Consider the following 24,381-nt stretch of genomic DNA (forward strand, 5'->3'; position numbering starts at 1 on the left):
CTGAAATGATAGGGTCAAGCGACTAAGTGCATCTGGTGGATGCCTTGGCGATTACAGGCGATGAAGGACGTGTAAGCCTGCGAAAAGCTTCGGGGAGCTGGCAATAGAGCTTTGATCCGGAGATGTCCGAATGGGGAAACCCACCTCGCAAGAGGTACTCCCTCCTGAACACATAGGGAGGGTAGAGCGAACGCGGAGAACTGAAACATCTAAGTACCCGCAGGAAAAGAAATCAACCGAGATTCCGTTAGTAGTGGCGAGCGAACGCGGAAGAGCCTGTACGTGATAGCGGTTTAGTTAGGAGAAGGCCCTGGAAATGGCCGCCATAGTGGGTGATAGCCCCGTATCCGAAAACTGAATCGTGGTACTAAGCGTACGACAAGTAGGGCGGGACACGCGAAATCCTGTCTGAAGATGGGGGGACCATCCTCCAAGGCTAAATACTCGTAATCGACCGATAGTGAACCAGTACCGTGAGGGAAAGGCGAAAAGAACCCCGGGAGGGGAGTGAAATAGAACCTGAAACCGGATGCATACAAACAGTGGGAGCCTCGTAAGGGGTGACTGCGTACCTTTTGTATAATGGGTCAGCGACTTACGTTCAGTAGCGAGCTTAACCGAATAGGGGAGGCGTAGGGAAACCGAGTCCGAACAGGGCGCTTTAGTTGCTGGGCGTAGACCCGAAACCGGGTGATCTATCCATGGCCAGGATGAAGGTGCGGTAACACGCACTGGAGGTCCGAACCCACTAATGTTGCAAAATTAGGGGATGAGCTGTGGATAGGGGTGAAAGGCTAAACAAACCCGGAGATAGCTGGTTCTCCCCGAAAACTATTTAGGTAGTGCCTCACGTATCACTCTTGGGGGTAAAGCACTGTTATGGCTAGGGGGTCATTGCGACTTACCAACCCATGGCAAACTCTGAATACCAAGAAGTGTCAGCGTGGGAGACAGACGGTGGGTGCTAACGTCCATCGTCAAGAGGGAAACAACCCAGACCGCCAGCTAAGGTCCCAAATGATAAGCTAAGTGGTAAACGAAGTGGGAAGGCTTAGACAGCCAGGATGTTGGCTTAGAAGCAGCCATCATTTAAAGAAAGCGTAATAGCTCACTGGTCGAGTCGTCCTGCGCGGAAGATGTAACGGGGCTCAAGCTTATAACCGAAGCTGCGGATGGGCACGGTCAAACGTGTCCGTGGTAGGGGAGCGTTCTGTAGGTCTGTGAAGGTGTCTCGTAAGGGATGCTGGAGATATCAGAAGTGCGAATGCTGACATGAGTAGCGATAAAGCGGGTGAAAAGCCCGCTCGCCGAAAGCCCAAGGTTTCCTACGCAACGTTCATCGGCGTAGGGTGAGTCGGCCCCTAAGGCGAGGCAGAAATGCGTAGTCGATGGGAAACGGGTCAACATTCCCGTACTTGTTATAAGTGCGATGTGGGGACGGAGAAGGTTAGGTCAGCGGCCTGTTGGAATAGGTCGTTCAAGCCGGTAGGTGGGATGCTTAGGCAAATCCGGGCGTCCATTAACACCGAGAAGTGATAACGAGGGTCTACGGACCTGAAGTGACTGATACCACGCTTCCAGGAAAAGCCACTAAGCTTCAGCTTATAACAAACCGTACCGCAAACCGACACAGGTGGGCAGGATGAAAATTCTAAGGCGCTTGAGAGAACTCAGGAGAAGGAACTCGGCAAATTGATACCGTAACTTCGGGAGAAGGTATGCCCCTGTAGCGTGTAGCGACTTGCTCGTGAAGCGTGAAGGGGTCGCAGAGAATCGGTGGCTGCGACTGTTTATTAAAAACACAGCACTGTGCCAACACGAAAGTGGACGTATACGGTGTGACGCCTGCCCGGTGCTGGAAGGTTAAGTGAAGGGGTGCAAGCTCTGGATCGAAGCCCCAGTAAACGGCGGCCGTAACTATAACGGTCCTAAGGTAGCGAAATTCCTTGTCGGGTAAGTTCCGACCCGCACGAATGGCGTAACGATGGCCACACTGTCTCCTCCTGAGACTCAGCGAAGTTGAAGTGTTTGTGAAGATGCAATCTACCCGCTGCTAGACGGAAAGACCCCGTGAACCTTTACTGTAGCTTTGCATTGGACTTTGAACAGACTTGTGTAGGATAGGTGGGAGGCTATGAAGCCAGGACGCTAGTTCTGGTGGAGCCGTCCTTGAAATACCACCCTGGTGTGTTTGAGGTTCTAACCTTGGTCCGTGATCCGGATCGGGGACAGTGCATGGTAGGCAGTTTGACTGGGGCGGTCTCCTCCCAAAGTGTAACGGAGGAGTTCGAAGGTTACCTAGGTACGGTCGGAAATCGTGCTGATAGTGCAATGGCAAAAGGTAGCTTAACTGCGAGACTGACACGTCGAGCAGGTGCGAAAGCAGGACATAGTGATCCGGTGGTTCTGAATGGAAGGGCCATCGCTCAACGGATAAAAGGTACTCCGGGGATAACAGGCTGATTCCGCCCAAGAGTTCACATCGACGGCGGAGTTTGGCACCTCGATGTCGGCTCATCACATCCTGGGGCTGTAGCCGGTCCCAAGGGTATGGCTGTTCGCCATTTAAAGTGGTACGTGAGCTGGGTTTAAAACGTCGTGAGACAGTTTGGTCCCTATCTGCAGTGGGCGTTGGAAGTTTGACGGGGGCTGCTCCTAGTACGAGAGGACCGGAGTGGACGCACCTCTGGTGTACCGGTTGTGACGCCAGTCGCATTGCCGGGTAGCTAAGTGCGGAAGAGATAACCGCTGAAAGCATCTAAGCGGGAAACTCGCCTGAAGATGAGACTTCCCTAGGGCCTTGAGCCCTCTGAAGAGTCGTTCGAGACCAGGACGTTGATAGGTCGGGTGTGGAAGCGCTGTGAGGCGTTAAGCTAACCGATACTAATTGCTCGTGAGGCTTGATCCTATCATTTGAGGTACTTCGTAGAGTGAAGTACAGGTGATGTGCGACGAGACGCAATCAATTACCAAGTAACGCTTGAATTCAATACGGCAGCGTCAGTAACAGTGACGATGCTCGGCTTCGACAGTTTGTACAAGTTAATGTCTGGCGGCCATAGCGAGGTGGTCCCACGCCTTCCCATCCCGAACAGGACCGTGAAACGCCTCTGCGCCGATGATAGTGTGGCATTCGCCATGTGAAAGTAGGTCACCGCCAGACTCCCCACACCACAAGCCCAGCTCATAGAGCTGGGCTTTGTGCTTTACGGCGCCGCAACGCGCCTGCCCTCGACCCCTCCGCATTCCTTCACCTTCCACATCCCCCTGTCTGCCTGAACGGCGTGCCCGAGCCGCTTCTCAAGCGGACTGATGACGCTCCCCGGAAACGTTCGCCCGGGCGGGGAGGTGGTGTTTCTCAAGTTTTTTCTTTTCTGGGCCGTTAAACGGTACCAACGGTGCTCGGTTTGGGCTGTCGTGCGCTTGAGGACTGACGGCTAGCTCGACGACTGGGGGCGTCAGGGCTGGCTTGGCAACAGGAAGAGTTTTGGGAAGGCTAGGTGATGCATCAGTTCGCGCAGGATCAGTAATGCGACAGGAGTGGCGTCGGGCCAGCCTGATTGGAGCGGTGCGCCCCCTTCGACGAACTGGCAGTAGCGCTGGAAGAGCTGCTCGACAGCATCGCTGGAGAGCGACTGTGCCTCCTCGTCCCTGTTGGGAGAAAATCCTGCGGCTAGCGTGATGTGATGGGCTAGGGGGTCAGCACAGTAGAGCTGGCTGGCTAGCAGTAGAGGAGAACGGGCTGGTGCGATGGCATCCTCGACTGCCATGATGGCTGTTTCGAGGCTGGCCGGCGTCGGCCGCGGGGTGAAGTATCGTTCGTTCAGTTCCGCAGTGCCGATCGGTACCACGATCATTGTGAGTTCCTCTCCGACACCACGGCAGATCAGCAGGGTTTGTCGTTCGCCGAGGTGCAGCAGGGTAATAGGCTGCTCTGCGAAGGGACCCGCCTGTAGTCGCTGCCAGTGATACTGCAGGCTCTCGGGCAGGTTGGGGATGTGGAGTTGTTCGGACATGCTCGGCTCCTGTCCCTGGATGTGAACGGTGGGCTTACTGTAGCAGGTTCGACGACGGTGAAGAACCAGCCGAGCATGCTGAGCATGCGTGCAGTGTTTCTGCCGATAGGGGGCGCTCAAGCATCACTGTCAGCGTTGATAGCAGTACGGGGATCAGGAGCGCGATGTCGAAGGCGCGACCGGTGCGGGTGTCGGCCTCGAAGATGATCAGGCAGAGCTTGTCAGTTCAGGCTGAAGGATTACGGCTTCTTGAAAGCAGAGCTGGTTCAGGGGTTTCTTGGATATAAGTAAACAGTCTGTGGTGAGCGGCGTGGAATCGGATAGGATAGCCAGGAATATAGTTCAACTGTTTTGAATTCTTGAGGGAATAAACCGATGCGCATTGCGAACTCCGTGACCGATCTGATTGGTAACACGCCGCTGGTAAAACTCAATCGATTGACCGAGGGTTGCGTGGCGACGGTGGTGGCGAAGCTGGAGTTTTTCAATCCGGGTCACAGTGTGAAGGACCGTATTGCAGTGGCGATGATCGATGCGGCGGAGAAGGCGGGCAAGATCGGCCCGGGCACGGTAATCGTCGAGCCGACGTCAGGCAATACCGGCATTGGCCTCGCCATGGTGTGTGCGGCACGCGGTTACAAGCTGGTGATCACGATGCCGGAGACGATGAGTCGCGAGCGACGTCAGTTGCTGCGCGCTTATGGGGCCGAACTGATCCTGACGCCCGGGGCGGATGGTATGGGTGGGGCGATTGCCAAGGCGCGCGAACTGGTCGAGGCGCATCCGGACAGCTACTTTATGCCGCAGCAGTTCGAGAACCCGGCCAATCCAGAGATCCATCGCAATACGACGGCGGATGAGGTGTGGAACGACACCGACGGTCAGGTCGATATCTTCGTCGCTGGGGTGGGAACCGGCGGCACCATCACCGGTGTCGGCGAGGTGCTGAAGCAGCGCAAGCCGGGAGTGAAGGTGGTTGCTGTCGAGCCGGAAGCCTCGCCAGTGCTGTCCGGGGGCGCGAAGGGGCCGCACCCGATCCAGGGCATTGGCGCGGGCTTCGTGCCGTCGATCCTGAATACCGAGGTGTACGACGAGATTGTCCGCGTGAAGAACGATGACGCGTTCTCGACGGCACGGGCGATGGCGACGCAGGAAGGTCTGCTGGTCGGCATTTCGTCCGGTGCGGCGGTCTGGGCGGCGATCGAACAGGCCAAGCAGCCAGAGAACGCCGGTAAGCTGATCGTGGTGGTGATCCCGTCGTTCGGCGAGCGCTATCTGTCGACGCCGCTGTTCGAACATCTGGCCTGAGCCACCTCGAGTGAAACGCGCCCGGCATGTGTCGGGCGCGCTACAATGGGTGGCATGAAACGCCTGATCCCTCTCGTTGTCGTGCTGGCCTTGGCCGGCTGTGCCAACTTCAAGATGCCGAGTTATCATCCGCCGACTCGTCCGGCACCTGTGGAGCATCCTCCGTCCAGTTCCGACCTCATGCTGCACGAGGCGAACCGCATCGCCGAGCGCGTCAAGGCTGGCGAGCTGAATCGCGTGCAGGCGGCAGATCAATTGAACGCCTATCGGCTGCGTACCGTTGGGCACAATGCGGTCGATGACGATATGTTCGCTACCTATCGCCAGATTGCGGTGCAGCGCGACGCTAACCAGATTTCGCAGGAGGAGGCGCAGGCCAGGATGGACGCCAAGCTGCGTGAGACGCTGCGCCGTTGGCCGAAGCTGAAGCCCAAGCCGGCCAATCCTGCCTTCACTAATTTCCTGTTGAAAGTCTACGGCCTGCCGCCGTTGGGGTATTGAGATGGGCAAGTCGTCCAAACCGATCGAGCGCTGTCCCTGTGGGCTGGGCGACAGCCTGAGCCTGTGCTGCGGTCGTTATCTCGATGACGGTGCACCGGCGCCGACCGCCGAGGCGCTGATGCGTTCGCGCTATACCGCCTATACGCTCGGTGACGAGCGCTATCTGCTTGCCACCTGGCATCCGGATACCCGTCCTGCCGAGCTGGATTTGGTCGGTGATGCGGGCAAGGTGAAGTGGTTGGGGCTAGAGGTGCTGCGTTGCGAGGCGGGCGGGCTTGGCGATGTGCACGGGGTAGTCGGCTTCGTGGCCCGCTTTAAGTTCTCGGGCCGCGCAGAACGTTTGGCCGAGACCAGCCGATTCGAAAAGCTCGACGATGGCCGTTGGTACTATCGGGACGGTGACGTTGCCTGATGTGATGGGGTGTTCTGTTGAATAAAAAACCGGCTTTGGCCGGTTTTTTATTGTGTTGTGCCGGGGGCTGCATCGTCTTTGGGATTCATCCGTCCTGCAAGGTGCGGCGCAGGGCGTGAAGGGCATCGCGCAGGGCGCCGATCTGTTCTGCTTCGCCGCCGTAGCGGCAGAGCAGGGCTGCGGGCACAGTCTGTGCATCGGCTTGCAGGCGGCGTCCTTCGTCGGTCAGCCAGAGGGCGACCTGGCGTTCGTCTTCGGTTAGGCGTTGCCGGCGTAGTCGGCCAGCCGCTTCCAGGCGTTTTAGCAGCGGGGTCAGGGTGCCGGAGTCCAGGGCCAGCCGCTCGCCAAGTTGTTTCACAGTGAGCCCTTCTTGTTCCCATAGTACCAGCATGACCAAGTATTGCGGGTAGGTGAGACCAAGGGGGGCCAGCAGGGGCTGGTAGGCCTGGGTCATGGCTCGGCTGGCGGCGTAGAGTGCGAAGCAGAGTTGGCGGTCCAGTTGCAGGGCGTCGTTCACAGCAGTTTCTCGATATGGCGGGTCAGCGCCTCGGGTTTGGTCAGCGAGCCGAAGCGGGCGACGACCCTGCCGTCGCGGTTGATCAGGAACTTGGTGAAGTTCCATTTCACCTTGCGGGTGCCAAAGAAACCACGCTTGGTGCTGGTGAGATATTGCCAGAGTGGATGGGCGGTCGGTCCATTGACGTCGACCTTGTCGGCCATGGGGAAGCTGACGCCGTAGTTTTTCTGGCAGAAGGCCCCGATTTCGCTTGCGCTGCCGGGTTCCTGTTGGCCGAACTGGTTGCAGGGGAAGCCGATCACGGTGAGGCCGCGTTCGTGATATTGGCGATACAACTGATCGAGTCCGGCGTACTGCGGGGTAAAGCCGCACTGGCTGGCGGTATTGACGATCAGCAGCACCTGACCCCGATAGTCGGCGAGGTTCATCTCGCGGCCGTCGAGGGCGGCGGCGTGGAAACGATAGATGGGGGAGTCGGACATGGTTGGCGTGTTCTCTATCTATGGCTGGCTTTTATGATAGTTGGCAATTAAATTGCGTGCAATTGAAGTGGCGATTTTGCTTGGACTTTATGCGGGATACGGACAAGGGCTGAAACGGCGGGTGAGGTGATGAAGAGCGACCGGCTATCGTTTGCGCGCGTCCTCCTCTTGGCAGTGGGGTGGGCCGGGTTTATGATGGTTTCGATCTAAATAGATCAAAAAAAAGAGTGTTGCGGCAAGGGGGAACCGCAACACCCCAAGAAGAAACGGCTTGCTGTGCCGGATCCGCCGATAACGGGGGTGTGTTACCGGTGAACCTGTGTTTATCCTAGACCACCCCCCCCAAAATGCGAGTGCCATTTGTCGGCCACCGACCGGGCATAAAAAAGCGGCGCAACCATCAGGTTGCGCCGCTTTTTTTGTTTTTTCGTCAGAGGCTTAGGGCTTGGGTAGGGTTACGCCGACCTGTCCCATGTATTTGCCGGCGCGGTCTTTGTACGATACATCGCATTCTTCATCGCCCTGGAAGAACAATACCTGCGCCACGCCTTCGTTAGCGTAGATCTTGGCCGGCAGCGGGGTGGTGTTGGAGAACTCCAGCGTCACATAGCCTTCCCATTCTGGTTCGAATGGGGTGACGTTGACGATGATACCGCAGCGCGCGTAGGTGGACTTACCCAGGCAAACGGTCAGTACGTCGCGCGGGATGCGGAAGTATTCGACGGTGCGCGCCAGCGCGAACGAGTTCGGCGGGATGATGCACGAGTCGCCTTCAATCTCGACAAAGTTCTTCGGGTCGAAGTTCTTCGGGTCAACGATGGTGCTGTTGATGTTGGTGAACACCTTGAATTCGCGCGCGCAGCGGATGTCGTAACCGTAGCTGGAGGTGCCGTAGGAGATCACCTTGTGGCCGTCGACCATCTTCACTTGGTTGGGTTCGAACGGCTCGATCATGCCGTGCTCGGTGGCCATGCGGCGGATCCACTTATCGGACTTGATGCTCATCGCGGTACTTTCGGCTCAATAAATAGCCGACGATTTTACCCGTGGATCGCCCTGTGCGGCCAGCGTCCGGCCGGGCGGCAAGCCACGGCTTGCCGGAGCAGTGCCGAGGGCGCGACTTCATGAACGGTTTATTAAGATATTATTGTTTTCAGGAGCGTAGGATGCGGACGGTGCGGGATCACCGGCCGATAGGGGGGCCAGGATAAGGTGTTGCTCCGCATGAGGCTGGCACTGTTGAAGCCGGCCTATTGTCGTGAGACCTTGGGGGTTGTGTTATGCTCGCGCGCTTTTGAGCTGCTCACAAAAAATTCATTGCAACGTCTGCTGCAAGGTGCGCCGACGCAGACAGCACAGGTAGTACGGCAAGGAGACGCAACGCTGCAGCAGGATTTTGTTAGCGGCTCTTATCGGTCGGTACCTGTGATGCGCCAATGGCGCGCCGTGACAGCAGGGGGCCGGCCGCCTACAATTCGGCCAATCCCTGCCGTCATCGACGGGCCACCAACAAGAACAAGGAGCCGCCATGCAAGGCCACCCTGACACGCTGAAACTGCTCAATGATCTGCTCGCCGAAGAGCTTTCCGCAGCCGACCAGTACTTCATCCATGCCGAGATGTACCAGGACTGGGGCCTCGAAAAGCTCTTTACCCGTATCGACCATGAGCGCGAGGACGAACTGTCGCACGCTCGCGCGCTGATCCGCCGCATTCTGTTCCTTGGCGGCACGCCGAACGTGGCTGCGCGCGTGGCACTGCTGATCGGTGCAGACGTGTCGACCATGCTGAAAAACGATCTGGAAGTGGAATACAGGGTCGGCGCGCTGTTGAAGACTGCCATCGCGCAGGCCGAGTCAGTGAAGGACTATGTGACCCGCGATACCTTGATGGTGCTGCTGGAAGAGACCGAGAACGACCACGCGCACTGGCTGGAACAACAGCTGCGCCTGATCGAGCTGGTGGGGCTGGAGAACTACATCCAGTCGCAGCAGGGCTGAGGCTCGAACCGCTTGCAGTGGGGCGGCCGTGTAGCGCGGCGGTTCCCCTGTTTTGCTTGAGCGCTGTCCGAACGGCTTGAGGCCATGATGCATGGGGGCGGTACACAAAACGGGGTTTGCCCCGACGAGTTCCGTTACAAGGCTCAGCGTGCGGCAGTCACCGGGTGTCACATTCGACCAACAAAAACCCCTGTCGTTGCGGCAGGGGTTTTTTTATGGTGCGAGGTTGGCCAAACCGGTCGGCCGGCGCTCAACCGGCATGGCCGGCGCGGTGCAGCCAGCGCGACAGCAGCGGCGTGGCGGCTTCCTGGCGATGGCGCAGCCGTATCGGGCCGCCGATTGCCTCGATCAGCGCGCCGCGCGGGTCGTCGATGTCGAGGCGGCTGCCGCACAGTACGGTGGTGTCGAGGCCGTGCTGGCTGAGCCAGCCAGCGCCGCCGATGCATTCCCACTGGCTGTGGGCCGGCAGGCGCAGCAGTTCGTCGGGTTGTAGCACGATAACGGTTTCCATGACAGGGCTCCTTGCGGGTGGTGAGGCACGCTACACAGCCTATGCTGCTTAGAACAGCGTCAACAGACGCAGTGCCATGTCATCTGAACCGGTATAGTTGGCTAAAATCTACCACTGTACTGCTCAATCCGGTCGGCAACTGTACCTGCTTGGCCAGGAGGGCAGCGGAGCATGATGCCACCATGAAGACCGACACCATTCCCCTCTACGAGCAGGTCGCCGACGAGATCGCCTCGACCATTGCCAACGGCACGCTGAAGCCCGGCGAGAAACTGCCGTCGCTGCGAACGATGAAGCAGCGCCGCCAGGTCAGCATGACCACGGTGCAGGAGGCGTTCGGCATGCTGGAGGATCGCGGCTTGATAGAGGCGCGGCCGCAGTCCGGCTATTTCGTGCGGCGCCGGCTGCCGCGCCTGCCGGCGGCGTCCTGCCCGAGCCCGGAGCCGCAACCGATCGTCACCAACCCACTGCTGTGGCGCTATCTGCGCTACGTGGCCGAGAGCGCCGGCAACAGCTTTGCTTGTGCCACCCCTTCGGCCGAGCTGTTCCCGGACCGGGCGCTCAACAGCATGATGACGCATACCTTGCGTCGGCAGCCGCACCTGATTACCGAATACGGGCGCAGCGACGGCCTGCCCGAGCTGCGCCGCCAGATCGCGCGCCGCACGCTCGACTGGGGGCAGACGCTGTCGGCCGACGACATTCTGATTACCAACGGCTGCGTCGAGGCGCTGAACCTGAGCCTCTTGGCGGTGACCCAGCCGGGCGACGTGGTGGCAATCGAGTCGCCGTGCTATTTCGGCGTACTGCAGCTGTTGGAGACGCGCGGCCTGAAGGGGCTGGAGATTCCCACCGACCCGGTTACCGGCATGTCGGTAGAGGCGCTCGATGTGGCTACCCGCTACGGCGGGGTGAAGGCGGTGATCGTGGTCAGCAACTTCAGTAACCCGTTGGGCGCGCTGATTCCCGAGGCCAACAAGCGCCGCATGGTGCAGATGTTGGCCGAACGCGGTGTTCCGCTGATCGAGGACGATGTGTACGGCGAGTTCTATTTCGGTCGCGAGCGGCCGTTGCCGTGCAAGGCCTTCGATACTACCGGCAACGTGCTTTACAACGCCTCGTTCACCAAACAGGCGCTGCCGGGGCTGCGCATCGGCTGGATGGCCGGCGGGCGCTACCATGCCGAGTTGCAGATGCAGAAGTTCGGCATGAGCTTCTGCACGCCGTCGCTGCTGCAGGTAGTGGCCGCCGAGTTTCTGGCCGCCGGCGGCTTCGATCGTCACATCCGCCAGTTGCGCCGCACCCTGTGTCGCCAGGTGCACGAGATGTTGGCCCTGGTGACCGAGGCCTTTCCGGCCGGCACCCGCATCACCGAGCCGCAGGGGGGCTTCCTGCTGTGGCTGGAACTGCCGGAAGGAGCCGACAGCCAATCGCTGTTTGACGCTGCCTTGCGCGAAGGGATCGGCTTCACGCCGGGCCAGCTGTTCTCGCCGCGAGGCGAATTCAGCCGCTGCATGCGGCTAAGCTGCGGGGTGCCGTTGACCCCGGCACGGGTCGCTGCACTGAAGCGGTTGGGTGAACTGGCGCACGTGCAACTGAGCTGAGCGTCGTTTGCAAATTGATCCTGGCGCTGTTGTTTGGTCTTGCCGTGCCGGGAGGGGATGGTTTTGACCTGTATTGGTCGGTGTTGAGCGAAGCGGCTCGGTCAACGTCGGGCAAACGCTGGGCAACAAAAACGGGAGGCTAGGGCCTCCCGTTCTCATTAGGTGGGGCTAGACGGGGGCTAGACGGCACTTACTTCTGCCGCTCAGCCAGTGCTTTACGTACCCCTGCGCCGTAGGCCGGGTCGGCCTTGTCGAAGTGCACCAGCTGGCGCTGCAGCACCTCCGGGCGGGCGCCGGACAGCGAGCTGGCGATGTTGCCGAACAGGCGCTGCTGCTCGTCGGCTGGCATCAGGCGGAACAGGTCGCCCGGCTGGGTGTAGTAATCGTCGTCCTCGCGGTGGTCATAGCGCCAAGCCGCCGCTTCCTTCAGTGCCAGTGGCGGCTCCTGCTGGTCGCGGGTGTCCTGCAGACCGTCCGCGCGGGTGCTCGGCTGGTAGTTGCTGGCGGCGCCGTAGAGGGCTGCCTGCATCGTGCCGTCGCGGTGCGCGCTGTGGAACGGGCAGCGCGGTGCGTTCACCGGCAGTTGGCCGTGGTTGATGCCCAAGCGGTAGCGTTGAGTGTCCCCGTAAGAGAACAACCGGCCCTGTAGCATCTTGTCCGGCGAGAAGCCGATGCCCGGCACCACGTTGGCCGGCGTGAATGCCGCCTGTTCCACCTCTGCGAAGTAGTTCTCCGGATTGCGGTTGAGCTCCAGTTCGCCGACCTCGATCAGCGGGTAGTCCTTGTGCGACCACACCATGGTCAGGTCGAACGGGTTGAAGCGGTAGCTGGCCGCCTCGCGCTCCGGCATCACCTGGACGCAGACGCGCCATTTCGGGAAGTTGCCCTGTTCGATGTTGTCGTACAGGTCGCGCTGCGCGCTCTCGCGGTCCCGCCCAACCAGCTCGGCCGCCTCGGCGTCGGTGTAGTAGCTGATGCCTTGTTTGCTCTTGAAGTGGAACTTCACCCAGTAGCGCTCGCCGTCATCGTTGAGGAAGCTGAAGGTGTGGCTGCCGAAGCCGTGCATCTCGCGGTAGTTCTTCGGCAGGCCGCGGTCGGACATCAGGATGGTGACCTGGTGCAGGCTCTCCGGGTGCAGGCTCCAGAAATCCCACGCGGCGTCCGGATTGCGCAGATTGGTCTTCGGGTCGCGCTTTTGCGTATGGATGAAGTCGGGGAACTTCAGCGGATCGCGAATGAAGAACACCGGAGTGTTGTTGCCGACCAGGTCCCAGTTGCCTTCCTCGGTGTAGAACTTCAGCGCAAAGCCGCGCACGTCGCGCTCGGCATCGGCCGCGCCGCGCTCGCCGGCCACGGTTGAGAAGCGCAGGAACACTGGCGTTTGCTTGCCGACGCCATTGAACAGCTTGGCCTTGGTGTAGCGGCTGATGTCCTGGGTCAGCGTGAAGGTGCCGTAGGCGCCCGAACCCTTGGCGTGCACCACCCGTTCCGGAATCCGTTCGCGGTCGAAGTGGGCCAGCTTTTCCAGCAGCCACACGTCTTGCAGCAGCACCGGACCGCGCGCTCCGGCGGTCTGGCTGTTCTGGTTGTCGGCGACCGGTGCGCCGGCGGCGGTGGTGAGGCGATTCTGTTCAGCCATGATCAAGTCCTCTTGAGTCTGATGGGGGCCTGTTAGTGGGTGACCTGGGGCTCAGGCATGCCCGGCGGTGGCGTGCCGGGCTGATGAAGATCAAGCGTGGCTCGGCGATTCAGTGCAGCCAAGCCAGCGCGGCGAAGATTTCGGTCAGGGTGTCTTTCCAGTTGCTCTCGTTCATCGCATCACTCCATGTGTGAGGTGGGGCCTCGGGGCAACTACTGGTGTAGTTCACCTGTCGGCCAGCGGCCAGTATCGCCATGACGTCTGCTTGCTGGATTCCAGTATCGACGATAGCAATAGTCTTGTTAAATTGAAGTTTTATTGTCGATAGTTTGATTTTTTTGATCGAAAAAAAAGCGCCCCGTGGGCGCTGGTGTTAGGTAAGAGCCCGTCAGCCGGCGTTCTGCAGGCCGCCGAGCGCTTCGACCAACTCGTCGACCAGTTCGCCGAGCTCTGCGCTCATCAAGAGCAGCGTCGCCTCGGCCAGGCTGGCTGGATCGTCGCCGGCCTGGCTGGCTTCTTCCTGCAATACATCCAAGAACTGCAGTCGTTTGAGCTGCAGCGTGTCGGTCAGCACGAAGCGGATGCGCTCGCGCCATACCAGGCCGAGCTTGGTCGCCTGCTTGCCGCCCTTCAGGTGCTGCTGCACCTCGTCGGCGGTCAGGTCCTGGCGGCTGCAACGGATCACCGCACCTTCCTCGCCCTGCGCCTTCAGCTCGCAGTCGGCATCCAGCTCGAAGCCGCCCGGCGCCACGCCGGCCAGCAGCCAGTCGGTCATCGCGGTATGCGGTGCGATCTCGGTACGCGGCAGTGCGGCGGGGAAGGGCGGCAGCGCGTCGCGCAGTTCGCCGATCAGTGTCTCGGCACGGCTGGCGGTGCCGGTGTCGATCATCAGCCAGCGACGCTGCGTATCGAGGAAAGCGGATAGCCGGCCGGAACGGGTGAAGGCGCGCGGCAGCAGATCATCGGTGATCTGCTCCTTCAACGCCTGCTTCTCCTTTCGGCCAACCTTGCGCAGCTCCTTGTCCTCGATCTCCTGGACCTTGGCATCCAGATAGTCGCGGATCACGCCGGCCGGCAGCACCTTGTCTTCGCGCTTGAGCGCGACCAGGAGATTGCCTTTGCAGCCGAGCACCGGGCCATCGGCATGCGCCGCCGGTGGTACCCAGCCTTCGCTCGACCAGTCGAGCCCGCTGCAGGGGTTGAAGGGTTTCTTCGCCAGCGCCGTGGACAGGGTGTCCAGGTCCGGGCAGGAAGATTCGTCGAGTCGATAAAAAGAGAGTTGCCTAAACCACATATTTAGTAGATAATTCGCGTCCTCTGAAGTCGCAATTGTAACGCTTTCAGCGTTGCACTGGCTAATTCGGCGAAAACAGAAAATTCAGGACATCGGGGTGTAGCTTAGCCTGGTAGAGCGCTACGTTCGGGACGTAGAGGCCGGAGGTTCGAATCCTCTCACCCCGACCAGATTCTCTGTTTTCAATAACGCATTAAGCGTTGCAAAGCTGAATAAAATCGTGTAAATTGCCGCTTCTTCGACGCGATGCGTTGAAAACAATTCGGGGTGTAGCTTAGCCTGGTAGAGCGCTACGTTCGGGACGTAGAGGCCGGAGGTTCGAATCCTCTCACCCCGACCAGAATTAAAAAAAGCCTTGGTGAATGCGTTCGGTTCGTCAGGGCTTTTTTGCCAAGTTGGCTTGCCAATGTAGCTCAGTCGGTAGAGCAACTGATTCGTAATCAGTAGGTCGAGTGTTCGATTCACTTCATTGGCACCATAGAAAACAAGGGGTTAGCGCAAGCTAACCCCTTTTTCTTTTTCCTGCCGCAGTTTGTGTAGCCGCTATGTAGCCATCATTTCTAGGCTGAAACGCTGTTGCTAATTGTCAGTGTCATGTCCTGCGTGAAGGCTAAGTCCTACCTTGATGGCCTCTCACTGGAAGAGTCCGCTTAGAAGTTCTACCAAGATACAGAGCCGGCCAGTTTCGTGGTGTGCATCACCAAGGTCAAAATCTACGTTGCGGAATGCAAGATTCACGGTAAGACCGTGCCTGCAAACATTGGCAAATACGGTGCGTTCACCGCAACTGAGGCCAGCGAGCGAGCCAAGTAGAGGCAAGGCAAGATGGCCGGCAGCATCACTCAAATGAAGTGAAATGCAAAGCAGTCAGGCAAATCCTGTCGGGAACCCTGAGTTCGGGAGAGGAAAATATGACTAAGATTAAAAAATGAGCCCCTCATAAGACCTAGAGTTGTCAGGTGGCAATGGAGCAGATGCAGGTACCGGCCGCGAACTTGTAGTTAGGAGAGATTGGCCATGAATATCCCCCTATCTGGCACCAAAGTAGTCCTAGCGACAACCGTTGCAACGCTCCTGCGGTACTTGCAGGAATGGACAAGACAACGGGATTCATATCTTTATGCTTATGACTCCCGCCCGGTTTTGTCAATTTCAATATGTCGTACCAATCAAGATCCAGCTTCCAAAATACGTAGGGGCTTCACACTGCACTGTTCCTCGCAAAATGAATCCAGCGGAGGAAGGGTGCTGCCAGGTGGGGGAGGGGGCTCCGGTCTGGTTCGGCACCGTGTGGCAGATGTCATTAGGCTTGTTTTGGGGTTCCGCGGACGACGGAAAAAAAATGACAGAGGCCGACGCGCAACAGGCCCCATGTGTGACTCGCTTGAGCTTGTGCCGGTTGCAATTGTCACTATCAACGAGCAAGGCAAGATCGTATTTGCGAATTCGAAGGCCGCAGAGCTATTCGGCTATTGCAGCGATGAACTCAGTGGCTCATCCATTAGCCTCCTTTTGCCCGAACTGCCACTGACCGAGGTGCAAACACGGGATGGGTCTTTCTCGAGCGCCGAGATGTCGAGCCCCCCCATACAACAAATGCTGGTCGCAAAACGTAGTGACGGAGTCGAGTTTTTTTCCGAGGTCACCACAAGACAGTGCCGACTTGATGGCATTTCAGTACGGCTCGTGGTGGTTACTGACCGAAGCGAGCGGTACGAAATGCACCGTAACCGACAGGAGCTAGCCCACCTCACTCGTATCTCGGCTCTCGGCGAACTGGCTGGCTCGCTCGCCCATGAACTGAACCAGCCGCTCACTGCGATACTGAGCAATGCACAAGCCGCACAGCGGTTCTTGGAGTCAGACCCGATCAACCTATCCGAGATTCGGGAGACTTTAAAGGACATCGTGACGGACAACTGCCGGGCCAGTGAAATCATTCGGAAGATTCGAGCGCTCGTCAGGAAGGGGGTCGTCGAATTGCAGCCGGTCGATGTCGGCAGCGTGGTTCATGACGTTGCACTGCTCGTGCACAGCGACGCGATCGTACGCGGGATTAGGGTGGTGCTCGATATCGCCGACAATCTACCCATGGTGCGTGGTGACAAGGTACAGCTGCAGCAAGTCGTGCTTAATCTTCTGCTCAATGCATTTGAGGCGATGCACGACTGTCCCGCAGACGATCGCGTCGTTAAAGTGCAGGCCTCATCCGAGGCCAACGGCACGGTGCAGATTGTGGTAAGAGACCGTGGACATGGGTTGACGGTGGACAAGCTGGATAAAATATTCAAACCGTTTTTTACGTCGAAGCCGCACGGGCTGGGGCTTGGTCTGTCGATCAGCCGCACCATATTGACCGCGCATGGCGGTCGCATCTGGGCAGAAAACAATACCGATCAAGGGGCATCCTTCTATATCACATTGCCATGGGAGCACCCTGCGGGACTAAACCGCTCGTGTTAATAGCCATGAGTGACGCTACTTCTTCTCTTGTTTTTATCGTGGACGACGACGACGAGGTACGTCGTGCACTTGCGCGACTGGTTCGCTCTGCTGGCTATCACGTCGAAGCCTTTGAGTCTGCGGGTTCCTTCCTGAACGATGCCGATCTGCTAAGCCGCCCCGCGTGTCTCTTGCTGGATCTGCAGTTGCCCGATGTGAGTGGACTTGAACTGCAGCGTGAAGTCAGGATGATACTGCCTGTCATCTTTATCACCGGACACGGTGATATTCCCACCTCCGTGACCGCCATGAAGGCGGGTGCAGCGGACTTTCTGCCCAAACCGATATGCGACACGGTTTTGCTGGAGGTGATCGAGCATTCACTCGTACTTGCGGTAGAAATGTTCAAACATCGGCGGGAGTTGACGGATATTCAGGGGCGCTTGAACCGCTTGACGCCACGCGAGCGTGAAGTAATGGCACTCGTCGTGACCGGTCGTTTGAACAAGCAGGTTGCCAGCGAACTCGGCACCACGGAAAAGACGGTCAAGATCCATCGTGCACGCGTGATGGAAAAGATGGAGGCAAACTCGCTGGCCGACTTGGTTCGCATTGCCGACAAGGCTGGTATATGCGCAGGCGATCGAAAATGGACGCTTCACTGAACACGGGTGTAGCTTCTCGCTTGTGGTGGACCAAAGCCCAATACCGGTTTCTTTCCATGCAGACTAGCCTGAATTTGCAAAGTCGTGGTTAGGTAATCGCGAATCCGGGTCTCTTACTAATGGGTATCGCCAAGCCATTCGTTGCAGTTGTCGACGACGATGAATCGGTTGGCCGGGCTATCAGGCGTCTGTTGCATTCTGTCGGGATCGATGCGGACACATTCTCGAGTGGCGATGAGTTTCTGGACACCTTGGCGTCCATGCCCTCATATCATCCGGGCTGTGTGATCCTCGACATTCAGATGCCTGGTATCAACGGGCTGGAGGTCCAGCGACGACTGGCCGGCAGCGGTGTGCCCGTCATTCTGATCACTGCCCACGACGATGTCGCTGTCCGAGATCAGGCCCTTGCCTTGGGGGCTGTGGGTTATCTGCGCAAGCCATTCAACGACTCGATCCTGATCAAGACCGTGCAGGCCGCACTGGGTATTACACCGTCGCCTTGACCCGCTTTACTCGCGCGCAAAATGGATCAAGGGATATGGGACCAAAGTCTCATTGTCTTCAACCCATGTGACCACCAAACTTGAGAAAGTAAAGCTAAGTCCGTGGGGCGCGGTTGTCATACGGGCTCGCTTAATAGCAGCTGTTATCAGCGGGAGTACGCATCATGACCCAATACGTTCGTATGCTGACTATGATTTCGCTGCTCGCAGTGACTGCAGCTTGTTCGACTGAGAAGTCGCAGTCTGGATCAGCGTCTTCCTCTGCCCCGTCGTCCGCAGCCAGCGCTGTGAAGCCGAATCCGGAGCTTGATGCGGCCTCACAAGCCGCACTGACGGACCTTTATGCCAAAACGCCGAAAGCAAGAGAGCTGGCTGGCAAAGCCAAGGCTATTTTGGTTTTCCCTTATGTGTGGAAGGGGGGGGTCATTGCCGCTGTCGAACATGGCAAGGGCGAGCTGATCGAGAATGGCAGGGTGACCGGGCACTATTCGACCTCGGCATTCTCCGCGGGCATGCAGGCCGGCGCCCAGAAGTTTGGGTACGCGATGTTCTTCATGACGGACTCGGCTCTCAAGAGCCTGAAAACAAGCTCGAATTTTGAGGTTGGTATAGGGCCGAGCATCGTAGTCGTGGACGCGGGCGTCGCCAAAAACATGTCCACGACGACACTTCAATCCGACATCTATGCGTTCATCTTCGACCAGACGGGGCTGATGGCAGGGATGGGGTTGAGGGGGGCGAAGATTTCCCGGACAGAATGACCGAACTGTTCGTGCAAAAACGTAAGTGGAATGTCTGCGAGTCACGAACTGAAGCGAATGAGGCTGGATATGGCATCGGCACGTGAACGGTCAGGAGCCGTGGCATGGAGTGGACAGGAGGCGGGCAAGCTGCTGCGAGTCAGATGGATCACAGTGGGCGCTTTCCTCCTGATGCTGGCGGCTCTAGCTTCTGCTCAGCAGCCCATTTTCTATCCCGCGAAGGGACAGAGTCCCAAGAAGCAGCAGACCGACATGGGTGAGTGTCAGGTGTGGGCAACACAGACTACCGGTGTCGATCCGGTTGCGCTCGCGCAACGTTCGACGAGTCAGCCGCCCCCTCCCCAGCACCAAGGTGAGCGCATGAGAGGTGCGGTAGGCGGTGCCGCCTTGGGGGCTGGAGTAGGCGCGATCGCTGGCGATGCGGGCAAGGGGGCCGCGATAGGTGCGGTGACCGGCACGGTAGCGGGGGGAATGCGCCAGCGGCGTCGGGTCGCGGAGGCTAACCAGCAGCAGGAAGCGATGCAGCAAGATACTGCCAATCAGCTTGCGACCTATAACCGCGCTGTGGCCGCGTGCATGAATGGTCGAGGGTACACCAGCCAGTAGCCTTGACGCCTATTGTCGATTGAGGATAGAGCCATGAAGAAGGTTCAATCTGCGACGCTGGCGGTCATCTTCCTCTTGAGGTGTGCCGGCGCTTATGCCGCCGATTTCGATGGGAGCAAGCCGTTGCTGTGCGCAACGGTCGATGCCCATGAGTGCTTTTCTGGTCTTGTTTGTCAGCGCTCGCAGCCCTCGGATCTCGGGACCCCGAAATTTCTGTCCATCAATTTCGCAAAAAAGACGATTGCTGGACCCAAGCGGGCCACCCCGATCCTGTTCATGAGCAAAGATCAGAACCAGATCCTCATGCAGGGCACGGAGCAGGGTTACGCCTGGACCATTGCGCTCGACACAAGTGACGGTACGATGACCGTGACGATGGTAAATCGCGAGGACACACTTGTGTTGTTCGGGAACTGCACGACGAAGATGTAGCGCCGTGAGCGGTTCTTCTATCCCAATGAAACCGGCATCCGCACTTTTTACCGTTCGCATTAGGGGGCGTTGTACCCGCGTGGGGGATCAGGAGGTGGGTCGGCCACATCCGCCCGCCGGTCGTGGTTCGGTAAAGGTCGCAAGCTGTGATCTTGCCGGTAGAACGTTGCGGGAGGTGTGTCATGATCGGCTCATTCTTCCGGAGAGCCCATCTGCCAGATGGGGGCGCTCCGCAGCGAGGCGGTCTGTCTCTGATGTTGCTGGTGGCGGCTCTCCCGCTGTTTTCCGGGTGTAAGAAGCCGGCTGAGGCCCCCGCGATGGGGGCCCCCGAAGTGACGGTCATGACGGTGCTCAATCGTGACACGCCGGTTACCTTCGAATTCACCGCGCAGACCCAAAGCTCACACGAAGTCCAGATTCGCGCTCGCGTGGATGGCTTTCTCGACAAGCGCACATATATCGAAGGCCAGCTAGTGAAGGCCGGCCAGACGATGTTCCAGATGGACCGCAAGCCGTTTGAAGCCGCATTGGAAACGGCGAAAGGCCAACTGGCACAACAGCAGGCGCGACTCCAGGTGGCAAGAGCCAACCTTGCTCGAGTCCGGCCGCTTGCAGCGCAGAATGCCTTGAGTAAAAAGGACCTGGACGATGCCATCGGTAACGAACAGCAGGCAGCTGCTGCTGTGCTCGCCGCTCAGGGCCAGGTCGAAACGGCGCAACTCAATCTCAGCTACACGACCATCATCTCCCCGCTCAATGGCTTGTCGAGCTTTGCCCGGCAACAGGATGGCAGCTATGTCACTGCCGCCGCTACTGGCCTGCTCACTTATGTGTATCAACTCGACCCCATGTGGGTGAATTTCAGCGTTTCCGAAAACGAATTGCTCAGGTATCGCGATCAGATTAATGCAGGACAGCTACGCTTTCCGAAGGACAACGAGTTCGTGGTAAGCGTCGTCCTCGCAGACGGCTCCGTCTTTCCAAATCTCGGTCACATCAATTTTACCAACCCGGCATTTAGCACCGAAACCGGTACCTTTCTCGTAAGGGCTGTGTTTGCAAACCCGAAGGGAACCTTACGTCCTGGCCAGTTCGTGCGCGCGCGCGTTGCCGGTGCTATACGGCCTAATTCGATTCTTGTCCCGCAACGTGCTGTCTTGCAGGGCGCGAAGAGCCATTTTGTCTGGGTTGTCGGCAAGGATGCGAAGGCCCAGCAGCGTGTGGTCGAGGTCGGCGACTGGCACGGTGACGACTGGTTTATTACCGACGGCCTGAAAGCCGGTGAGCGGGTAGTCGTGGACGGCGCAGTACGCGTTGTTGCCAATGTGCCGCTCAAGATCGTCGGTAGTGTGACAACCAAGAGTGCCGCAACAAAGCCGGCAGCCGGAAAACAAACGCCAGCGTCGCCCAAATACGGCAGCGCCGCGGGCCAGTGATGGGGCGGGCCACTTATGAACATTCCCCATTTTTGTATCGACCGGCCGATCTTCGCGTCAGTCATCTCTATTGTCATTACGCTGGGTGGCGCGTTGGCCATGTTTGCGCTGCCGATCGCCCAGTACCCTGACATTACCCCGCCGCAGATCACGATCTCCGCCACTTATCCAGGGGCGAGCGCGGATGTCGTGGCTAATAACGTGGCAGCACCGATTGAGCAGCAGGTCAATGGTGCCGACAACATGATTTATATGAACTCGTCGAGTTCATCCACTGGCAATCTGACAATCAATGCCTTCTTCGAGATTGGCACCAACCCACAACTTGCTCAGGTTGATGTACAGAACCGTGTGAACCTGGCGCTGCCGCAACTACCGCAATCGGTACAGGCGCAGGGCATTCAGGTACAGAAAAAATCATCGGCGTTCATGATGGTGATTGCGATCTATTCGCCAGATCAACGCTATGACGCGACCTATATTGCCAACTACGCCAATATTTATGTGCTCGATGCGCTTAAGCGCATCCCTGGCGCCAACCAATCCAGCATTTTTGGCACGCCTGACTATGCCATGCGTATCTGGCTCAAGCCGGACCGCATGGCGCAACTGGGCATCACGGCGGCAGACGTGCAACGGGCAGTTGCCAACCAGAACCAGCAGTTTGCTGTCGGGCGCATCGGCCAATCGCCGACTGGAAAACCGGTCGAGCAATCATTTGCGGTTACGACCACGGGTCGTCTGGCAGAACCGTCTGAGTTTGACAACATCATCATCCGCGCCGCGAGCCAAGGTGCGGCGATTGTTCGGCTCAAGGACGTCGGCCGGGCGGAGCTCGGGCAAAAGGATTATTCGATCCGTAGCCGCTTTCAAGGCAAGCCGGCTACGGTTATCGCGGTCTATCAACAGCCAGGAGCAAACGCCCTCGACGTATCGAACCAGGTTCGTGCCACCCTTGCAGAAATGAAGAAATCGTTTCCTGCAGGTATCGAATACCAGATCGCGATGGACACGACTGACTTTACCCGCGCTTCCATCTCGGACGTGGTCCACACCTTCTTCGAAGCGCTCGTGCTGGTTGTGATCGTCGTATTCGTGTTCCTGCAAAGTCTGCGCGCAACCCTAATTCCCATTGTGGCTGTACCTGTCTCGATTGTCGGCACCTGTATGGGCATGGAGGCGCTGGGCTTTTCGATCAACATGCTGACTCTCTTCGGGATGGTGCTCGCCATCGGGATTGTGGTGGACGATGCCATTGTGGTGATCGAGAACGTCGAGCGCAACATGACGGTGTTCAAGCTCAATCCAAAGGACGCCGCAAAGCGCGCGATGGATGAAGTGACAGGCCCGGTCATTGCGATCGTGCTGGTGTTGTGCGCCGTGTTCGTTCCGGTGGCTTTTCTGGGGGGGATCACTGGTCAGTTGTACAAGCAGTTCGCCATTACCATCGCGATCTCGGTGGTGATCTCGGGCATTGTGGCGTTGACCTTGTCACCCGCCTTGGCTTCGTTGCTGCTCAAGAGCACGCATCATGAAAAGAAAGGCTTCTTCAAATGGTTTGAGAACGTGTTTGCGCGAATGACGGCAGGCTACACGCGTGCGGTGCAATTCGTCATCAAGCGCTTTGTGATCGCATTAATGTTGTTTGTCGGCATGATCGTGCTCACAGTCGTGATGGTGAAATCCATCCCCACTGCATTCCTGCCGCCCGAAGATCAGGGCTATCTGCTCGGCGCGACCATCCTGCCGGACGCGGCGAGCCTTGATCGTACCGGCGACGTATCGCAGCAGGTCACCGATTACTTCATGAAGCAGGAGGCGGTGAGTAGCATCACGACCGTGGATGGCTACAGCTTGCTCGACGTCCAGAACAAGAATAATGCCGGGGCCTTCTTTGTCGGCCTGAAGGGGTTCGATGAGCGCTACAAGTTCGCAAACGTCAAGACGCAGAACGCGCGCGCAGTGCTGGTCGATGCCTACCAGAACCTTTCGACGGTGAAGGGGGGGGTTGTTCTTCCGGTCAATCCGCCGTCCATCCCAGGGCTTGGCACAACCGGTGGTACGGAGGTGTGGATACAAAGCAAGGGCGATGCAACCATCGGGCAACTCGCGGACGTTGTCCAGAACTTCGTGGAGAAGGCGAAACAGCGGCCGGAGCTTGCCCGCGTCACGACAACTTTCAATGCGTCGTCGCAGCAACTGCTGGTCAACGTGGACCGCGACAAAGCGGAAACACTCGGAGTGCCGGTCGAAGACGTCTACAGCGCGATGCAGACGATGTTCGGTTCGCTGTATGTATCGCAATTCAACCGCTCTAGCCGACTGTGGCAGGTCATCCTCCAGGCGGATCCGTCGTACCGGCTCAAGCCACAGGATCTCGATCAGATTTTTGTGCGCAGTAAAAATGGCAGCATGGTTCCGCTCAAATCGGTGGTGACTTACAAGTACGTCACCGGTCCTGATCTGGTGACGCGTTTCAATAATTTCCCGGCGGTCCTGGTCACTGCCAACGCGGCTCCTGGTTACAGTTCGGCTCAGGTGATTAGCACGCTGGAAGAGATCGGAGCACAAATGCCGCCGGACTACAGCTTAGCCTGGAGCGGCGAAGCCTTCGAAGCACGTAAGTCTGGCGGGACATCGGGGGCGGTATTCGTGTTCGGCCTCATCATGGTGTTCCTGATCCTCGCGGCACAGTACGAGAAGTGGTCGTTGCCGTTTGGGGTACTGATGGCGGTACCGTTTGCCCTGTTCGGTGCATTGCTCTCTATTTTGCTGCGCGGGCTCAATAACGATATCTACTTCCAGATCGGGCTGACCATGCTGGTAGCATTGGCCGCGAAGAATGCGATCCTGATCTTTGAGTTTGCCGTGTTGAACCGCGAAGCGGGTGCCTCTGTCATCGACGCAACGTTGAAGGCCGCCGATGAACGGCTGCGCCCGATCGTTATGACGTCGCTCGCATTCATCCTTGGTTGCGTGCCACTTGCGATCGCAATGGGGGCGTCGGCGAACAGCCGCCATTCGATTGGCACGGGCGTGATCGGCGGGATGCTCGGTGCGACGGCCATCGCCGTGTTCTTCATCCCAATGTTCTATTACCTGCTCGAGTCGCTATCGTCGCGTTCGAGCGGAGGCAAGCAGACTCCTGACTCGGGGCCGGGGCAGCCTGGCGAGTCCCTGCCGCCCGTCGCTCCGGCCGGGGGCACTTCGCAACAGACTACGCCATCCGCGCGCCATGAAGGGGACTGAC

Annotated in this window: 21 protein-coding genes, 3 tRNA genes and 2 rRNA genes; 18 read left to right on the top strand and 8 right to left on the bottom strand. The window is 58.5% G+C overall.

The window, feature by feature from the left end:
- The first annotated feature begins 12 nt into the window (after nucleotides 1-12).
- A 23S ribosomal RNA gene (locus QU481_RS20070) occupies nucleotides 13-2,908 on the top strand.
- Between the two features lie 140 nt (nucleotides 2,909-3,048).
- Nucleotides 3,049-3,163 (top strand): 5S ribosomal RNA (gene rrf, locus QU481_RS20075).
- 295 nt (nucleotides 3,164-3,458) lie between these two features.
- Here the strand turns inward: rrf and QU481_RS20080 are convergent.
- Nucleotides 3,459-4,016 carry a hypothetical protein gene (locus tag QU481_RS20080; RefSeq protein ID WP_289831788.1) on the bottom strand — a complete coding sequence of 186 codons (558 nt, stop codon included), beginning with the start codon at nucleotides 4,014-4,016 and terminating at the stop codon, nucleotides 3,459-3,461.
- 375 nt (nucleotides 4,017-4,391) lie between these two features.
- Here QU481_RS20080 and cysK point away from each other — a divergent pair, with 375 nt between their 5' ends.
- The 3 genes from cysK to QU481_RS20095 are packed head-to-tail and all read left to right on the top strand — an operon-like array spanning nucleotide 4,392 to nucleotide 6,237.
- Complete coding sequence (gene cysK / locus QU481_RS20085) at nucleotides 4,392-5,324, top strand: cysteine synthase A (protein WP_289831789.1); 933 nt, start codon at nucleotides 4,392-4,394, stop codon at nucleotides 5,322-5,324.
- Between the two features lie 54 nt (nucleotides 5,325-5,378).
- On the top strand, nucleotides 5,379-5,825 hold the full coding sequence (locus tag QU481_RS20090) for a hypothetical protein (RefSeq protein ID WP_289831790.1): 447 nt from the start codon (nucleotides 5,379-5,381) through the stop codon (nucleotides 5,823-5,825).
- Between the two features lies 1 nt (nucleotide 5,826).
- A complete protein-coding gene (locus QU481_RS20095) occupies nucleotides 5,827-6,237 on the top strand; it encodes a YchJ family protein (protein WP_289831791.1) in 411 nt (136 codons plus the stop codon).
- An 85-nt stretch (nucleotides 6,238-6,322) separates the two neighbouring features.
- Here the strand turns inward: QU481_RS20095 and QU481_RS20100 are convergent, their stop codons facing one another.
- The 3 genes from QU481_RS20100 to dcd form a co-directional block, all read right to left on the bottom strand.
- On the bottom strand, nucleotides 6,323-6,754 hold the full coding sequence (locus QU481_RS20100) for a MarR family winged helix-turn-helix transcriptional regulator (protein ID WP_289831792.1): 432 nt from the start codon (nucleotides 6,752-6,754) through the stop codon (nucleotides 6,323-6,325).
- Nucleotides 6,751-7,236, bottom strand: coding sequence for a glutathione peroxidase (locus tag QU481_RS20105; RefSeq protein ID WP_289831793.1), 486 nt, complete (start codon nucleotides 7,234-7,236; stop codon nucleotides 6,751-6,753). The genes QU481_RS20100 and QU481_RS20105 overlap by 4 nt, the downstream gene beginning before the upstream one ends.
- 438 nt (nucleotides 7,237-7,674) lie before the next feature.
- Nucleotides 7,675-8,241: a dCTP deaminase gene (dcd, locus tag QU481_RS20110; protein WP_289831794.1), complete on the bottom strand. Its 567-nt coding sequence runs from the start codon at nucleotides 8,239-8,241 to the stop codon at nucleotides 7,675-7,677.
- Nucleotides 8,242-8,764: 523 nt separating this feature from the next.
- Here dcd and bfr point away from each other — a divergent pair.
- Nucleotides 8,765-9,235, top strand: a complete 471-nt coding sequence (gene bfr / locus QU481_RS20115) for a bacterioferritin (RefSeq protein WP_289831795.1) — start codon at nucleotides 8,765-8,767, stop codon at nucleotides 9,233-9,235.
- Between the two features lie 250 nt (nucleotides 9,236-9,485).
- On the opposite strand, the gene QU481_RS20120 is transcribed toward bfr, so the two are convergent.
- Nucleotides 9,486-9,746 (bottom strand): hypothetical protein, encoded by a 261-nt coding sequence (locus QU481_RS20120; protein ID WP_289831796.1) that lies wholly within the window; start codon nucleotides 9,744-9,746, stop codon nucleotides 9,486-9,488.
- Nucleotides 9,747-9,928: 182 nt separating this feature from the next.
- On the opposite strand from QU481_RS20120, the gene QU481_RS20125 reads away from it, so the two are divergent.
- A complete protein-coding gene (locus QU481_RS20125; RefSeq protein WP_289831797.1) occupies nucleotides 9,929-11,350 on the top strand; it encodes an aminotransferase-like domain-containing protein in 1,422 nt (473 codons plus the stop codon).
- Between the two features lie 190 nt (nucleotides 11,351-11,540).
- Here QU481_RS20125 and QU481_RS20130 read toward each other — a convergent pair whose 3' ends face one another.
- From QU481_RS20130 to QU481_RS20140, 3 genes are all read right to left on the bottom strand, one after another.
- A complete protein-coding gene (locus QU481_RS20130; protein WP_289831798.1) occupies nucleotides 11,541-12,989 on the bottom strand; it encodes a catalase in 1,449 nt (482 codons plus the stop codon).
- A gap of 109 nt (nucleotides 12,990-13,098) precedes the next feature.
- Nucleotides 13,099-13,245 (bottom strand): hypothetical protein, encoded by a 147-nt coding sequence (locus QU481_RS20135; protein ID WP_289831799.1) that lies wholly within the window; start codon nucleotides 13,243-13,245, stop codon nucleotides 13,099-13,101.
- A gap of 132 nt (nucleotides 13,246-13,377) precedes the next feature.
- A complete protein-coding gene (locus QU481_RS20140) occupies nucleotides 13,378-14,283 on the bottom strand; it encodes a recombination-associated protein RdgC (RefSeq protein ID WP_289831800.1) in 906 nt (301 codons plus the stop codon).
- 93 nt (nucleotides 14,284-14,376) lie between these two features.
- Here QU481_RS20140 and QU481_RS20145 point away from each other — a divergent pair.
- From QU481_RS20145 to QU481_RS20195, 11 genes are all read left to right on the top strand, one after another.
- Nucleotides 14,377-14,453: transfer RNA gene (locus QU481_RS20145), tRNA-Pro, on the top strand.
- Between the two features lie 93 nt (nucleotides 14,454-14,546).
- Nucleotides 14,547-14,623: transfer RNA gene (locus QU481_RS20150), tRNA-Pro, on the top strand.
- A gap of 62 nt (nucleotides 14,624-14,685) precedes the next feature.
- Nucleotides 14,686-14,761 (top strand) — tRNA-Thr (locus QU481_RS20155).
- An 893-nt stretch (nucleotides 14,762-15,654) separates the two neighbouring features.
- The gene (locus QU481_RS20160; RefSeq protein WP_289831801.1) at nucleotides 15,655-16,746 is read left to right on the top strand and encodes a PAS domain-containing sensor histidine kinase; all 1,092 of its coding nucleotides are present in this window, start codon (nucleotides 15,655-15,657) and stop codon (nucleotides 16,744-16,746) included.
- Nucleotides 16,747-16,751: 5 nt separating this feature from the next.
- Entirely contained in the window at nucleotides 16,752-17,390 is a 639-nt protein-coding gene (locus QU481_RS20165) for a response regulator transcription factor (protein WP_289831802.1), read from the top strand.
- A gap of 119 nt (nucleotides 17,391-17,509) precedes the next feature.
- Entirely contained in the window at nucleotides 17,510-17,896 is a 387-nt protein-coding gene (locus QU481_RS20170) for a response regulator transcription factor (protein ID WP_289831803.1), read from the top strand.
- A gap of 164 nt (nucleotides 17,897-18,060) precedes the next feature.
- On the top strand, nucleotides 18,061-18,657 hold the full coding sequence (locus QU481_RS20175; protein ID WP_289831804.1) for a lipid-binding SYLF domain-containing protein: 597 nt from the start codon (nucleotides 18,061-18,063) through the stop codon (nucleotides 18,655-18,657).
- Between the two features lie 252 nt (nucleotides 18,658-18,909).
- A complete protein-coding gene (locus QU481_RS20180) occupies nucleotides 18,910-19,263 on the top strand; it encodes a YMGG-like glycine zipper-containing protein (protein WP_494337232.1) in 354 nt (117 codons plus the stop codon).
- 33 nt (nucleotides 19,264-19,296) lie between these two features.
- On the top strand, nucleotides 19,297-19,695 hold the full coding sequence (locus QU481_RS20185) for a hypothetical protein (protein ID WP_289831806.1): 399 nt from the start codon (nucleotides 19,297-19,299) through the stop codon (nucleotides 19,693-19,695).
- A gap of 254 nt (nucleotides 19,696-19,949) precedes the next feature.
- On the top strand, nucleotides 19,950-21,131 hold the full coding sequence (locus QU481_RS20190; RefSeq protein ID WP_289831807.1) for an efflux RND transporter periplasmic adaptor subunit: 1,182 nt from the start codon (nucleotides 19,950-19,952) through the stop codon (nucleotides 21,129-21,131).
- Nucleotides 21,132-21,146: 15 nt separating this feature from the next.
- Nucleotides 21,147-24,380 (top strand): efflux RND transporter permease subunit, encoded by a 3,234-nt coding sequence (locus QU481_RS20195; RefSeq protein ID WP_289831808.1) that lies wholly within the window; start codon nucleotides 21,147-21,149, stop codon nucleotides 24,378-24,380.
- Nucleotide 24,381: the final 1 nt, after the last annotated feature.

Source organism: Crenobacter oryzisoli (genome assembly GCF_030385785.1).
In the GTDB taxonomy this organism is placed as follows: Bacteria; Pseudomonadota; Gammaproteobacteria; order Burkholderiales; family Chromobacteriaceae; genus Crenobacter_A; species Crenobacter_A oryzisoli.